The organism is Paenibacillus sp. NRS-1760 (assembly GCF_050467785.1).
In the GTDB taxonomy this organism is placed as follows: domain Bacteria; phylum Bacillota; class Bacilli; order Paenibacillales; family Paenibacillaceae; genus Pristimantibacillus.
On the sequence record NZ_JBITPK010000008.1, the window covers coordinates 242,607 to 257,502 of the forward strand.

The 14,896-nt window shown below is 47.1% G+C and carries 13 protein-coding genes; 10 read left to right on the forward strand and 3 right to left on the reverse strand.

Annotation, left to right across the window (positions count from 1 at the left end):
* The first annotated feature begins 77 nt into the window (after positions 1-77).
* The 8 genes from bglX (at position 78) to ACIFSR_RS08245 (ending at position 10,206) form a co-directional block, all read left to right on the forward strand.
* Positions 78-2,234: a beta-glucosidase BglX gene (gene bglX, locus ACIFSR_RS08210; protein WP_430056552.1), complete on the forward strand. Its 2,157-nt coding sequence runs from the start codon at positions 78-80 to the stop codon at positions 2,232-2,234.
* 18 nt (positions 2,235-2,252) lie between these two features.
* Positions 2,253-5,642 carry a GH36-type glycosyl hydrolase domain-containing protein gene (locus ACIFSR_RS08215; protein WP_430056555.1) on the forward strand — a complete coding sequence of 1,130 codons (3,390 nt, stop codon included), beginning with the start codon at positions 2,253-2,255 and terminating at the stop codon, positions 5,640-5,642.
* Between the two features lie 78 nt (positions 5,643-5,720).
* Positions 5,721-6,704 carry a LacI family DNA-binding transcriptional regulator gene (locus tag ACIFSR_RS08220; RefSeq protein WP_430056557.1) on the forward strand — a complete coding sequence of 328 codons (984 nt, stop codon included), beginning with the start codon at positions 5,721-5,723 and terminating at the stop codon, positions 6,702-6,704.
* A 187-nt stretch (positions 6,705-6,891) separates the two neighbouring features.
* A complete protein-coding gene (locus ACIFSR_RS08225; RefSeq protein WP_430056560.1) occupies positions 6,892-7,338 on the forward strand; it encodes a MarR family winged helix-turn-helix transcriptional regulator in 447 nt (148 codons plus the stop codon).
* A gap of 193 nt (positions 7,339-7,531) precedes the next feature.
* The gene (locus tag ACIFSR_RS08230; RefSeq protein ID WP_372238955.1) at positions 7,532-7,933 is read left to right on the forward strand and encodes a DoxX family protein; all 402 of its coding nucleotides are present in this window, start codon (positions 7,532-7,534) and stop codon (positions 7,931-7,933) included.
* Positions 7,934-7,994: 61 nt separating this feature from the next.
* Positions 7,995-8,942 carry a ring-cleaving dioxygenase gene (locus ACIFSR_RS08235; RefSeq protein ID WP_430056562.1) on the forward strand — a complete coding sequence of 316 codons (948 nt, stop codon included), beginning with the start codon at positions 7,995-7,997 and terminating at the stop codon, positions 8,940-8,942.
* A complete protein-coding gene (locus ACIFSR_RS08240) occupies positions 8,942-9,553 on the forward strand; it encodes an alpha/beta hydrolase (RefSeq protein ID WP_430057075.1) in 612 nt (203 codons plus the stop codon). Before ACIFSR_RS08235 ends, ACIFSR_RS08240 begins: the two co-directional genes overlap by 1 nt.
* A 38-nt stretch (positions 9,554-9,591) precedes the next feature.
* Positions 9,592-10,206 carry a flavin reductase family protein gene (locus ACIFSR_RS08245; protein WP_430056564.1) on the forward strand — a complete coding sequence of 205 codons (615 nt, stop codon included), beginning with the start codon at positions 9,592-9,594 and terminating at the stop codon, positions 10,204-10,206.
* Positions 10,207-10,368: 162 nt separating this feature from the next.
* Here ACIFSR_RS08245 and ACIFSR_RS08250 read toward each other — a convergent pair whose 3' ends face one another.
* From ACIFSR_RS08250 to ACIFSR_RS08260, 3 genes are all read right to left on the reverse strand, one after another.
* Positions 10,369-11,130, reverse strand: a complete 762-nt coding sequence (locus ACIFSR_RS08250) for an alpha/beta fold hydrolase (protein WP_430056567.1) — start codon at positions 11,128-11,130, stop codon at positions 10,369-10,371.
* Between the two features lie 247 nt (positions 11,131-11,377).
* Positions 11,378-12,388 (reverse strand): DUF4179 domain-containing protein, encoded by a 1,011-nt coding sequence (locus ACIFSR_RS08255; protein ID WP_430056569.1) that lies wholly within the window; start codon positions 12,386-12,388, stop codon positions 11,378-11,380.
* Positions 12,389-12,399: 11 nt separating this feature from the next.
* Positions 12,400-12,939: a sigma-70 family RNA polymerase sigma factor gene (locus tag ACIFSR_RS08260; RefSeq protein WP_339205572.1), complete on the reverse strand. Its 540-nt coding sequence runs from the start codon at positions 12,937-12,939 to the stop codon at positions 12,400-12,402.
* Between the two features lie 186 nt (positions 12,940-13,125).
* Here ACIFSR_RS08260 and ACIFSR_RS08265 point away from each other — a divergent pair, with 186 nt between their 5' ends.
* Both ACIFSR_RS08265 and ACIFSR_RS08270 read left to right on the forward strand, forming a co-directional pair.
* Positions 13,126-13,833: a response regulator transcription factor gene (locus ACIFSR_RS08265; protein WP_430056572.1), complete on the forward strand. Its 708-nt coding sequence runs from the start codon at positions 13,126-13,128 to the stop codon at positions 13,831-13,833.
* A complete protein-coding gene (locus tag ACIFSR_RS08270) occupies positions 13,830-14,840 on the forward strand; it encodes a sensor histidine kinase (RefSeq protein ID WP_430056574.1) in 1,011 nt (336 codons plus the stop codon). Before ACIFSR_RS08265 ends, ACIFSR_RS08270 begins: the two co-directional genes overlap by 4 nt.
* Positions 14,841-14,896 lie beyond the last annotated feature (56 nt).

The following is a 14,896-nucleotide window of genomic DNA, read 5'->3' on the forward strand; positions in this document are numbered from 1 at the left end:
GTAAAGACAGAAGGACCTGTAAACATTAACGATAAGAACGATAAATTTGATTGGCTATTACGAGGAGGAACACGGATATGGAAAAGCAACCTGCGGCTCTTCTAAAGCTCATGACGCTCGAGGAGAAGATCGGGCAGCTGCTGCAGCTGGCGACGCCATTCTTTGAAGGCGCGGATGGACAGATTACCGGACCGATGGCTGAAATGGGCGTAACGGAAGAAACGGTTCGCAATACAGGCTCCGTGCTTGGCTTAACAGGAGCGAGGGAAGTCATTAACATACAGAAGCAGCATTTGGCGAACAACCGCTTAGGCATTCCGCTTCTAGTGATGGCGGATATCGTCCATGGCTACAAAACGATCTTTCCTATACCGCTGGCAATCGGCTGCTCATGGGATATGGAGCTGGCGGAACAAAGTGCCGAGATCGCTGCTAAGGAAGCTGCTGCGGCAGGTGTACACGTTACGTTCGCTCCGATGGTCGATCTCGTAAGGGACCCAAGATGGGGCCGAGTCATGGAATCGACTGGCGAGGACCCATATTTGAACAGTGAATTCGCCAGAGCCTTCGTAAGAGGCTTCCAAGGAAAAGACCTTGCAAATGATATTAACCGCGTGGCAGCATGCGTGAAACACTTTGCCGCATATGGAGCTGCAGAAGGTGGACGCGACTATAACACGGTTGATTTATCCGAGCGTCAGCTTCGCGAGTTTTATTTGCCTGCATATAAAGCGGCGCTGGATGAAGGCTGCGAAATGGTCATGACGGCATTCAATACAGTGGATGGCATTCCAGCTTCAGGAAACAAGTGGCTGATGCGTGATCTTCTTCGCGGCGAATGGGCGTTTGACGGTGTACTGATCTCCGATTGGGGCGCAGTAAAAGAGCTGATCCCGCACGGTGTTGCAGCGGATGAGTCAGAAGCGGCAATGAAGGCGATCAAAGCCGGCGTCGATATTGAAATGATGACGACCTGTTACACGGATCATTTGCAGCGGCTTGTTGAGGAGAACGAAATCGATGTTGCTTTGATCGACGAAGCTGTACTTCGCATTCTGGAGCTGAAGCAGAAGCTGGGCTTGTTCGATCAACCATATCGTGGTGCGAATGAAGAGCGTGAGCAGGAAATTGTAGGCTCAGCAGCACATCGCAAGGCTGCGCGTGAGCTGGCTCTTAAATCCTGTGTCCTCGTAAAAAATGATGGCGTTCTTCCGCTTGGACGCGAGCAGAAAATTGCGTTGATTGGTCCCTTCGCGGCTAGCGGCGATATTCTTGGACCTTGGTCTTGGCTTGGCTCCAAGGAAGAGGCGGTTCAACTGGCAACAGGCATCGCAAGCAAAGTAGATGCATCATTGTTGTCTGTGACAGATGGCTGCGGTATTGAAGACGCAACGGATGCGCAGTGGCAAGCGGCATATGCTGCAGCTAAAGATGCAGATATCGTGGTGCTTGCTTTAGGTGAGCATTCGGATATGAGCGGGGAAGCGGCTAGCCGGTCGAATATTAGATTGCCGCAGGTACAGCTTGAGCTAATCGCTAAGCTGAAACAGCTAGGCAAGCCGATGGTGACTGTCCTATTTAACGGACGACCGCTTGATCTGCACGGTGTAATTGATCAATCGGATGCCGTGTTAGAGGCGTGGTTCCCAGGTACCGAAGGCGGCGCTGCCATCGCGGAATTATTATTTGGCGAGTCGGAACCGATAGGGCGGCTGTCGATGTCGTTCCCTCATTCCGTAGGCCAAGTACCGGTTTATTATAACCGGTTCAATACGGGAAGGCCGCAGGGCGCACCTGATGCGCAGGTAAAATACGTATCTCAATACTTGGATGTTCCGAATGAGCCGCTGCTGCCGTTTGGTTATGGGCTTGGTTATACAACCTTTACCTACAGCGGAGCGAAGATGGCGATGGATACGATGAGTGCTTCTAAGCCATTGCATGTAAACATCACAGTAACGAACACTGGGGCTCGCGCTGGTGAGGAAACCGTACAGCTGTATGTACGCGACATGGCGGGGGATGTTGTCCGTCCGTTACAAGAGCTAAAGGCATTCCGCAAGGTGATGCTGCAGTCAGGAGAGAGCAAAGAGGTCTCGTTTACGCTGGAGGAAAAACAGCTGCGTTATTATCATGCTGATCTAACCTTCACAAGCGACCCTGGTGACTTTGAACTGTACATTGGGCCAAACAGCCGCGATGTAGAAACGCTTAAATTCAAACTAAGCAAATAGAAAGGCAGTGAAAAGAAGATGGAAGCTATAGTGAATGCGTTGAAAGCGATGAATAAATTGCAAATAAAAGCAGGAGAGCTGACGTTTGATTTTTTAAGCAGCGGAGACCTTGCGCAAGCTGTCCATAAAGGAACGATGCTGAATCAAGTGGTGTCGAACAATGTAGATGGCTCGCTTAACAATCTTTACTTGCGCATGCATACCGAAGAAGGAATTTCTTATGAGCCTTTGCTTGGGATTCATTCGTCAAGCCGCATGTCAGCGGTGGATGGTCGTCTGCTATGGGAAGGGACTGCATTTAATGGCATCGCCTATCGCGTAGTCTTCACATTAACGAACCATGGCATCTGGTTCTGGGATGTAACCGCACAATCGCAAGGAAAAGAAGCGAAGATCGACATCATTTATGGACAAGACATTGGACTCGCGGATATTGGCGCAGTGCGGTCGAACGAAGCATACATGTCGCAGTACGTTGACCATAAAGCTTTTAAAGATGAGAAGCTGGGTTATGTTCTTTGCTTCCGCCAGAATCAGCCGATGCAAGGATCATTTCCTTACATGCAGCACGGTGCACTAACAGGAGCAGCCAGCTACTCAACGGACGGATTCCAATTCTTTGGTCTTAGCTACAAAGAAACGGACGTGCCGGAAGCACTTGGCAAGGTTGAACTAGCGAATGAGGTATATCAATATGAATTCACTTATGCGGCGCTTCAAGCTGAGCCTGTCTTGTTGAAGGATAAAGCTCGCTTTGTATTTTACGGCATGTTCAAGGCTGATCATCCATCAGCTGTGAGTGAAATAGAGTTCAGCGCTGAAATTCAGAAGGCTTGGGAAGAAGTTGAGCGTTCGAATGAGACCGATTTCGCTGCGGCGGCAACACCTGTAGCTAAGTCTGAGGTTGCAAATGCGATTGGAACGCCAGTACGCACGGCATCAATGACGATGGAGGAAGTTAACGCTTATTTCCCTAACCGTCATCAGGAGGAATGGCAAGATGGCAAGCTGCTGTCTTTCTTTACAGAGAGCCATGAGCATGTTGTGCTTAAGGAGAAGGAACTGCTAGTTGAGCGTCCGCACGGTCATATTCTTATGTCTGGCGGCAATGACCGCATGACAGAGGATGTTATGACGACAACTTCCTATATGTACGGTATTTTCAACTCACAATTGCTAGTAGGCAATACCAGCTTCCACAAGTTGTTTACGAATGCGCGCAATGCGCTCAATAATTTAAAGACATCTGGACAACGCATTTATGTCGAGTTGGAAGGTTCATACCGCCTTCTTACTATGCCTTCGTTGTTTGAGATCGGCTTTAACTATGCTCGTTGGTTCTACAAAACAGCAGATGACACAATCATCATTACAAATTATACAACGGTTGATTCGCCTGAGGTCCGCCTTCACCTTCGTTCGGAAAAAGGACAGGCTTACCGCTATTTAGTTACGAATCAAGTATCCATGAATAACAATGAATACGAGCTGCCGTTCCATATGGAGCTGGAGGACGGCGTATTTACTTTCAAGGCTGACCAAGCTTCTATCAGCGCTCCGATCTTCCCTAATCTGCAATATCGGATGTTCGTAAGCGGGGCAGATATGACTGCAGGAGATGAAAGCTTGCTTGTTAGCGGTACGGCATCAGGCTCAGCATCGCTTGTGGTGATGCAGCTTGGCCAAAGTGCGGAATGGACAATTACGATGCAAGGTCTCTTGCGTGGCGAGGCATTGCCGAAGTCAGAGCGGAAGGCAGAGCTTGAAATCGAGCGCTACCGTGAGTTTTTCCGTCATGTAATGAATGGCTTCCGCTTGTCCGCTGAGGGTACTGAAGCAGCTTCAGCTGAGCTGGATAAAGTGAATGCATTGGCATGGTGGTACACACACAATATGCTTGTTCACTACTCTGTGCCTCATGGCTTGGAGCAATACGGCGGTGCAGCATGGGGAACGCGCGACGTTTGCCAAGGACCGACTGAGTATTTCATGGCAATGAACAAATACGAGCAAGTAGCTGAAATCTTGAAGACCGTTTATTCCCATCAATACGAGGATGACGGAAATTGGCCGCAATGGTTCATGTTCGACAAGTATTTCCACATTCAGCAAGAAGAAAGCCATGGCGATATTATTGTTTGGCCGCTGAAGGTGCTTGGCGACTACTTGGCAGCAACAAAGGATTATAGCATTTTGCAGGAGCGTGTTCCTTATACGGTCCGTCATAAAGGCGAATTCACGACAGAATCTGCGACGCTGCTTGACCATGCGATGAAGGAAATTGCCTATATGAAGAGCCACTTCCTGCACGACACGCATTTGTCTTCCTATGGCGACGGAGATTGGGATGATACGCTGCAGCCGGCTAATGCACAGCTTAAGCAATATATGATCAGCAGCTGGACAGTGGCGCTTACGTATCAGGTTATCGCACAGTTTGGCCGCGTGCTGGAGGAAGTTGATGCGATACAGGCAGCCGAGCTTAAGGAGCTTGCATCAGCTATTCAAGCGGACTTTAATCAGTATATGCTGCAACAGGATGTCATTCCTGGCTTTGTATACATGGAGGAGCCGGGCGATGCGAAGCTGATGCTTCACCCGACTGACACAACTACAGGCATTCAATACCGCTTGCTTCCAATGACACGCAGTATGATTAGCGAATTGCTTACAGAGGAGCAAGCAGCTGAGCATTACCGTGTTATTAAAGAGCAGCTGTATTGCCCAGATGGCGTACGGCTGATGAACCGTCCTGCACAATATGCAGGCGGCGTAAGCACTAACTTTAAGCGGGCAGAGCAGGCATCTAATTTCGGCCGGGAAGTCGGCCTCCAATATGTTCATGCTCATATTCGTTATGTAGAAGCTATGGCGAAGCTGGGCAAGACGGATGAAGTATGGCAAGGTCTACTCATGATTAATCCGGTTGGATTGCGTGATGTTGTACCTAATGCAGAGCTGCGTCAAAGCAACTCTTACTTCAGCAGCTCCGACGGCAAGTTCAACAACCGATATGAAGCGCAGGAGCGTTTCGGTGAGCTTCGTGAAGGAACTGTACCTGTTAAGGGCGGCTGGAGAATTTATTCGAGCGGTCCCGGAATCTATATGAACCAATTGATTTCGAATGCCCTCGGTATCCGACAATCAGAAGGCAATCTGATTATCGATCCGATTCTGCCAGCTAAGCTGGATGGCATGCAATTCGATTTCATGTGGAACGGCTTGCCGATTACTTTTGTTTATCGCCTTAGCGATGCAGGACAGGTAACGAAGGTCATCATTAACGGTAAGGAAGCGGAAGGGAAGCCTTCAGCTAACCGTTATCGTGTAGGTGGAGTACAAATTTCCGAAGAACAATTGAAAGCTAATCTTCAATCGGAATCCAACCGAATCGAAATATTTATGTAAGAAGCAGACTGGCGGTCTCCAAGAACCGCCAGTCTTTGTGATATAGTGAAGGAACAATGAAAGATAGGAGCGAATGCTGTGGTTAGTATTAAGGATATCGCTAAACAAGCGGGGGTCTCGATCTCGACGGTATCTTACGCGCTTAACGGCAGCCCCAAGGTGACGGATGAGACGACAGCAAGAATTTTGGCTGTTGCCAAGGAATTGAACTACATCCCGAACGCTGCTGCAAGGTCGCTCAAGACGAGAGAAACAAAAATTATCGGTGTCTTTCTTACCGACTTCAGCGGCGCATTCTACGGCGATCTCTTGCAAGGAACAAAGGAGATTTTATCGGAAAAGGGCTATGATCTGATCGTGTGCAGCGGTAAGCAATCTCATCGGATGCTGCCCGAGCGAATGATTGATGGAGCGATTATACTGGACGAGACGTTTGGCAGCACTGAGCTGCTGAGCTACGCGGAGCGCGGACATAAGCTTGTCGTGCTGGATCGTGAACTGCAGCATTCGAACATCAATCAAGTGCTGCTCGATAACAAAGCAGGGGCGAGGCTGGCAGCCGAATATTTGATCGAGCAAGGCCATCGGACGCTTTATGTAGTGACTGGCCCTAGCGGCTCTTATGATTCAAGGCAGAGGCTGCAAGCTGTTACGCAAGCGGTGGAACGATCCGCTGGCGTTAAGCTGACTGTAATTGAAGGAGATTTCAATAAATCGGCTGGGGAGCAGGCTGCAGCGACAATTATAGCTGAGGACAGCAGCACGGCTGCGGCAGTGTTTTGCTTCAACGATGAGATGGCTATCGGTATGTTTAATTATTTGGCGAAGAATCATCCTGATATTCGGATCGGTGAACATATTCATATCGTTGGGTTTGATAATATGGAGCTGGCTTCTTATACTCAGCCGCGCTTGTCTACGATTGATTATTCCAAGCGCAAATGGGGGGCTCTTGCTGCCGAACAGCTGATCAAGCTGATCAGCGGCGACGAAGTGGAGCATGAACGGATTTATGTTTCTCTTATTAAAGGGAATTCGGCCAGGTCGGCCAAAGAAAGCTAAATGGAAGCCATCGATGGCGGAACGGTTTGAGGTGAAATCTCAAGCCGTTTTATTTTTTGAGAAGCATGTCTGTTATCGCCTAATCAAAAAAATTCGACATAAGCGTTGACAACTGTTTCAAAATGTATTATCTTTAAATCAAGATAAATTAATTAAAGATAAAACGGCGCAGAGGGGAGTGATCATCATGGCAAATGAAAAACAAAATGATTCATTAGATCTCTTCATTGCGCTGTCTAGAGCGAGCCAATGGGTGAATGCCCATGCGGATCGTGATATTCGTAAAAACGGCTTGAACCGCACGGAGTTTGGAGTGCTTGAATTGCTCTACCACCGCGGACCGCAGCCATTGCAGCAAATCGGTGAGAAAGTGCTTATGAGCAGCGGAAACATTACTTATGTCGTGGATAAGCTGGAGAAGAAGCAAATGGTACGCCGGAGAGCTTCGACTACGGATAGGCGCCTCATTTATGCAGAACTAACCGATGATGGCAAACAGTTCGTAGAGGATATATTTCCTGCTCACGAAGACGCGATCAAGCAAGCGGTAAATGGGCTGACAACAGAAGAGAAGCAATTGGCAAGCAAGCTGCTCAAGAAGCTAGGAAAGTTTGCTCAGGAGCACTACAAGTAGCGGGTTTAACTAGCTGTAAAGGTAAAATCACGCGCGCAAGCGTTTGTTGCATATCAATGATGGCTGTTATAGGGTAGCAGCGATCATTTATGCACATCATATATCTTAAGTTAGAGATTCTTTAAATTGTGGCAAAAAGAGCTGTGGTGCAAGCAGTAGTTTAAACATTATAAACAAAATGGAGGAGTTTACATTGAGTATTGCTTTGGGATTATTGGTTGTTCGTGTCGTTGTAGGTCTGTTGTTCGTGGGGCATGGTGCACAAAAGCTGTTTGGCTGGTTTGGCGGTTATGGGCCAAAGGGAACAGGCGGCTGGATGGAGTCGATTGGCATTAAGCCAGGGGTTGCTATGGCTGTTGCCGCTGGATTGATGGAACTAATCGGCGGCCTATTATTCGTCGCTGGTCTTCTTACACCTCTTGCTGCGGTATTGATCGTGCTTACTATGCTTGGTGCTATTGTGAAAGTACATGGTCCTAACGGAATATGGGCAACCGCAAACGGTTATGAATATAATCTTGTTCTCGTAGCCATTGCTATAGGCATCGCATTAACAGGTGCTGGTGAATATTCCATTGATGCGCTTATTGGCTAATCAGAAGTGGAGTTAGTTACGTTGCTTTTCATATTCCTATAAAATAAGGAGTGTCATTACCATGACAAATCAAACAGCTGGTATTCACCATATAACTGCTTTTGTTAGAAACGCTCAGACGACGGCAGATTTTTATTCAGGCGTATTAGGTCTAAGGTTGATTAAGAAGACGATTAACTTTGATGCGCCAGAGGTTTATCATTTATATTTTGGCAATGAGATCGGAAGTCCAGGCACTATTATTACGTTTTTTCCTTGGGAGAATTCACGCAAAGGCAAAATAGGCGGGGGCCAGGTGGGTATAACCACTTATGTAGTTCCCGCAGGTGCATTCGGTTTTTGGAAAGAGCGTCTAGCTAAGCTTAATGTAGATTTTGCTCAAACATCAAGATTTGGAGAGCAGTATTTGCAATTTGAAGATCCTGATGGCTTAAAGCTTGAGATCGTAGCTAGGGAGCAAGGAGCGGACAGTAAATGGTCGTTTGGCGGCGTTCCGGCGCAGCATGCGATTAAGGGTTTTGGCGGTGCCGTATTATACACGACAGCTTCGGCTAAAACCGCAGAGCTCCTTGTTAACGTGATGGGACTGGAGAAAGTCGGGGAAGATAAAGGTTATGCTCGTTTTAAAGCAACAGGTGATCTGGGCAATCTAATTGACATCAATGTAGAGGATATGGAGCACGGACATGGAGGAGCTGGCACCGTCCATCATATCGCTTGGCGGGCAAAAGACGACGCGGAGCACGCGCTATGGAGAAGCCACGTTGAGAGCCATGGCTTCCAGCCTACTCCGATCGTGGATCGCCAATATTTTAACGCGATTTATTTCCGTGAAGCCGGCGGCATTTTATTCGAGATTGCTACAGATCCACCGGGCTTTGCTCGTGATGAAGAGCCGGAGCATCTCGGTGAAAAGCTGATGCTGCCGGAATGGTATGAGGAGCATCGTACGCAAATTGAGCAATTATTGTCACCATTTGAAGTAAGAGTATTGGAGGAGGACAAATGATGAAACATATATTCAAACAAGGAACAGATGCAACTGCACCAGTACTGCTGCTCTTGCATGGAACGGGTGGAACCGAGCGGGATTTGCTTCCGCTTGCTGAGCTGGTCTCGCCTGCTTCGTCCGTGCTGAGTGTCAGAGGAAATGTGCTCGAGAATGGTATGCCGCGTTATTTCAGACGGCTTGCTGAAGGCGTATTTGATCTAGAGGACCTTAAATTCCGCACGCAGGAGCTTAATGAATTTCTAGATCAAGCCGCAGTCGAATATGGATTCGACCGTAATAATATCGTGGCAATCGGTTATTCCAATGGAGCGAATATCGCAGGCAGCCTATTGTTCCACTATCAAGGTACGCTTCGCGGAGCGATCTTGCATCACCCGATGGTGCCGATTCGGGATGTTAATCTGCCTGATCTAGCTGGCGTACCTTGTTTCATTGGCGCGGGTTCGAATGATCCGCTTTGCACGCCGCAGGAGACAGAGGAGCTGGATCGTATGCTGCAAGCAGCTGGGGCGCCGGTTACGGTACATTGGGAGACATTTGGGCATCAGCTAACGAGTTCAGAGGTAGCTGCGGCAGCGGCTTGGTTTAACGAAACCTTCACAGGTTAATATAAAGCAAGCATTTCGTTTATAAAGGGGAGCCCATCATGTTATCGATTGATCCAACGAGTCAAAGTGTGCAGGACAATTATAAGCTGTTGATTGGCAGCATTGTGCCAAGACCCATTGCTTTTGTCACTACGCTCTCAAGCGAAGGCGTGCTGAATGCAGCTCCGTTCAGCTTCTTCAATATCGTTACCGCTAATCCGCCTATGGTTGCGGTATCTGTACAGCGCAAGCCGGGAGGTATCCAGAAGGATACCTCCCGAAATGTCATCGCCCAAGGCGAGTTTGTTGTACATATTTCTGATGAGAGCTATATCGAAGCGATTAATATAACGGCAGCAGCTTTGCCTTCGGAAGAGAGTGAAGTTGCGCTTGCAGGCTTAACGGCTATCGTTAGCGACCTTGTGCGTGTGCCAGGTGTAGCTGAAGCGAGAATTCGTATGGAATGTGTACTTGATCAATCGTTATCGCTTGGCGGTACAGCGGATTCGCCATCCTGCGATTTATTAATTGGCAGAGTTGTACGTTTCCATGTGGATGAGGCTTTGTACGAGAATGGGCGTATTAACGCCGAGGCATTGAAGCCGGTGAGCCGGCTTGCTGGAAACGATTATGCGAAGCTAGGGGAGCAATTCACAATTGTCCGGCCAACATAAACTTAATGTGCGGTAGAAAAATGCAGCTGCAGCTGCGGACAAGAAAAACGTCCGAGACTGCTTTGCAAACCAATTGCCCCGCTAACACAGCAAAAGCTGCCGAGTATAACAATCGGCAGCTTTTTTTGCTTAATCGTAAGCCTTAATTTTGTTTAGATTATCTCATCGGTCGAAAATCGGGTATGAGCCAATAAAATCAAGTATGGCGTCATTAACCAAAACCGGGTTTTCTCTAAGCATATGAGGCCTGTGACTGCCGCCCTGAACGACGAGATATCGAGATCCTTTAATCAGGGAACTCAACTGCTTTATCTTCGTTTCACCTACAAAGGGATCATTTTCACCAGTAATAAGCAAGGATGGACAACGAATGCTGCTTAGTTGCTCGCTCGTAAGCTGAGGATAGAGACGCCAGTCGTTCGCAGACTGCCGCATATGCTCTTGCCAATTTCCTCGATGAGCTTCTGCATGCCTTTCAATCATTTGATTGATGGTCGCTTGCTGCTCCTGTTCCAAAAGCCACTCTGGCTCGAATTGCTCGACACCCGTTGGATCTGCATAACCGCTAGTTCCTATCGTAGTTAAAGTAGAAACTCTTTCGGGATAATGAACAGCACCATACAATCCAACATTCGCCCCCAAGCTGTACCCGATCAAATGTGCTCTAGAAATGCCAAGCGCATCCATAAAACCGATCGTGTCCTCTACAAGCTGAGGCGTATTCCATTCGAGACTGCTGCACTTTGTTCGCCCATGACCTCTGAAATCAGGATAATAACAAGTATATTTGCTCTGAAAATCAAGCAATTGGCTGGCGAAGGCTAGAATTCCCCGAGAGTAGCCGCTGTGCAAAAAAATAACGGGCTCACCGTTCCCCATTTTTTCATAAAAAACGTTCAAATCCTTGAATGGAATGTAGGGCATGATCGTGCCGCCTCCTAAATTTCATCTCAAATCCACGGCAGCTTTTTAAACGTTAAGCTTAAAGAGCTATTCTATGAATATCTCTTTTTTTGGGAGAATTGGCAAGGTGTATTGCAGGTATAAGACTAGTTTCTATATCTAATTGTGCTGAATTGGCTGTTTAAAGAGAAATAGGGCTAGTTTCTAGCCCTATTTCTGAGAATTTCACGCTCGTGAGCCGAATTGGCGGTATGCGGTGCTGCTTATGCTATGGATTAATCGGTATCGATTGCTCGGGCACCTCTCCTGGATTCTCAGCATGAGGGTTCTCTGAACTCTCGAAAGGAACCAAATAGTATTTCTCAGCTTTCAAATCAATCGGAACGTAGCGGTTATAAGAACCCTCTGCAGATATTTCCGCAGTGTTTGGCAATAGCTCCACCCCGGATTCACTGACAATTTTAAATGCAATGTGGTTGGACTGCTCGGTCCAGTCATAATATAAAATCGTTGAAATAGGTGATACGACCATGTTTTTTAGATGAATGGATTGTCCGTTTCCAAGTGATACATCCTGATTAAATGCAATCGTTTCACTTGTTGCAGCCAATTGATTCGTCGGAACCTTAATGTCAAAGGACCACGGATTCTCAATCAGCTTCACTTTCGAGTCGATGCTCCAGTCTAGATTATCGTATCTAATTTGGAAAGCAATGGTTTCACCGATCGGAAGCTCCGAAATTCGCAGCTCATTATAGACCGTATACATGGAATCGTGAACTTTAATGGATTGTCCAGCGGTTCCTGAAGTGAGATTCTGTCCATTCATGAGTACGGTCGGCATCGGATGCATTTTGTAATTAAATTTGACCCCCTCAGCAGGCTCAAAAGTGGAGCTAATAAGCAAACGTCCGTTATCAATCAACGCTTCATCTAAGGTCCATTTCCCGTACTTATTTTCAGCAGTGGCACCAATTTCGGTTTTAAACGGAGAGTAGTCCGCGTTCTCATCTGCATTAGTTGCCATCAATCGCTCCATCAACCCTCCGACGAATGGAACATTGGCAAACGTCACAGTCCCCGTGCTGATTGAAATACCTGCTGCCAAAATAATGGCCGCCGCAACGCCTGCATATTTCTTTCTATTATTGGTTTTATGTTTTCTGATCTTGCTCCGTACACGGCGGTCCCAGCTCTTTTTTTGGAGGCTCGTGAGCTCCTGTTCTTCATACTGGCTTACATCCAGGTTAAGATCATTTAGCTCTTTATAAATCGACATAGTCTCACTCCTTATCCTTGATTATTTTTGAGCAGATAGCTTTTCAATTTCTTGCGTCCTCTGGAAAGCTTGTTGTGCACCCAAGATTCCTTGGCATTATAGTGCTCCGCGATTTCATGGGAAGGTGTTCCCTCTAAGTAATATTTTTCGAAAATATCCCGCTCACGCGCTGATAGTTGGTCAAACAGCTCATCTACTTGGCTTGTGCCTGCTGCTTCGCTTGTTTTGAACATGCGATCATCTATTTCGGAAACCGAAAATTGGTGATTGTGAAGCTTGATTTGTTTTCTTTGGTAATCAATTGCTTTATATTTGGCAATCGCTGCAAGCCATTGTTTAAAGCCATTTTTCTCTGGATCGAAGTGCAAAATATGGTTCCATACCGAAAGCAGCACATCATCCAGACATTCCTCGTAATCCTGCTGCTGGCCATTTAAATGGCGTTTAATTATCGCAGCAAGCAGTCCTCCATATTGATGGATAATAAAAGAAATGGCTTTCTCGTTTTTATTTATTATGTGTTGTACAACATTGTCCTCTGTCAGTTTCAACCGTTCACCCCTCCTTGCAACAATTATTGGCGCCTACTAGGTAATACGAATAGAATTCCATTAATCTATCACATGAGAAAAAAAGAGCTAGCTTCCCGTTTCCATATCGACAATAGATCAAGCATAATAGATAGTGTTGCAATATTCTTATTTTGACATTAATGGTCCATACAAGGAGAGAGTGAGATGCACAAAATAATGATTGTAGAAGATGATCCGAAAATCGCGGAGCTTCTGCTGTCTACTATAACGAAATATGGCTATGAAGGGATACGTGTAAACGATTTTCAGCATGTAATGGATGAGTTCCATCAAGCCAAGCCGGACATGGTTCTTCTTGATGTGAATTTGCCTAGTTATGACGGCTATTACTGGTGCAGGCAAATCCGCAGCGCATCGATCTGCCCGGTGCTGTTTATATCCGCTCGCGACGGTGAAATGGATCAGATCATGGCTCTTGAAAATGGGGGCGATGATTATATCACGAAGCCGTTTCACTCTGGAATTGTGCTGGCGAAAATCCACAGCCATCTTCGACGTGCCTATGGGGAGTATGCCTCCAGATACGAGGAACGCGTTCTCGAAATCGAAGGGCTCATGCTTTATCCCGAAAGGCTGGAGCTGAAGCTTGAAGCTGCAATCATTGCGCTCACGAAAAAAGAATCCGACATTGTAGAAAGCCTCATTGAGCGATATCCACGGGTTGCCAGCCGCGAGGCTCTGCTTGAGAAGCTGTGGGATGATCAGGCTTACGTGGATGAAAATACGCTGAATGTGAACATTACCCGCGTTAGAAGAAAATTTCAGGAGCTTGGCATCGAAGATGCTTTGCTGACGGTGAGAGGTACAGGCTATCGGCTGAACGTCACATGGATGAAGGAAAGTGACAAGTGAAACTGTTTATAAGAGAACACGCTCTGCTCATTGTTGTTCAGCTTTTGCAATTGGGTATCATTTTTTCGATTTATTGGCTCGATGGCTATCACAATTTGGAGACAGCACTTTACGTTGTTTTTCTTGCTTTCTTCATCCTAGGCGGATACCTTGTGTACCACTTTCTTAGTCGGCGGCATTATTACCTCCGCCTTAGTCAGCCTCTCGAATCGCTAGATGCTTCATTTCAGAAAATGGGGCAGTCACCCATCTCGGAGGCGCTCCAGAAACTGTTACATACCCAGTACCGTCATTATCAGCAGCAATTATACACGGTAAAGAAGCAGCAGGAGGAGCATCTCGTTTTCATGGACCAATGGGTTCACCAAATGAAAACACCTCTTTCGGTCATTGAGCTCACTGTTCAAAATATCGATGAGCCTGAGTTTGCCAGCATTCGTGAGGAGCTGGAGAGAATGCGCTCGGGATTGCATACGGTCCTCTATATGGCTAGGCTCCGCGCCTTCGAACAGGATTTCCACGTGAAGCCCGTTGTTCTGTCACAAATCATCAGCGCCGTTGTCCATGACAACAAACGACTTTTTATTCGCAATCAGATTTATCCCGAGGTTCACATCAATACGCCTGAATTAACGGTCGAAACGGATGAGAAATGGCTGTTTTTTATGCTCTCCCAGCTCGTCATCAATGCGATTAAATATTCTTCGAGCAAAGAGACAGAAGGGAAGAAGGTCGTGATTTCCTGCTATATGCGCGGGAGCGAAGCTGTTATTGAGGTTATCGATCGTGGGGTAGGCATTCCTGCTGCGGATATGAAGCGGGTGTTTGATCCCTTTTTTACCGGGGAAAACGGACGCGGCATGCGCGAATCAACGGGTATGGGGCTCTATCTGACGAAGGAGGCTGCTGATCGTCTTGGGCATAGAATGGAGCTAACGTCAGTGGTCGATCAGGGTACGGAGGTACGTATTGTTTTTGCCGCCTATCAGAAGCTTACAAGCGTGTAATAAAAGTGAAAGTCTAATCGATAGTTAGCGGCTGACCGTCTACAGTATACTGATCA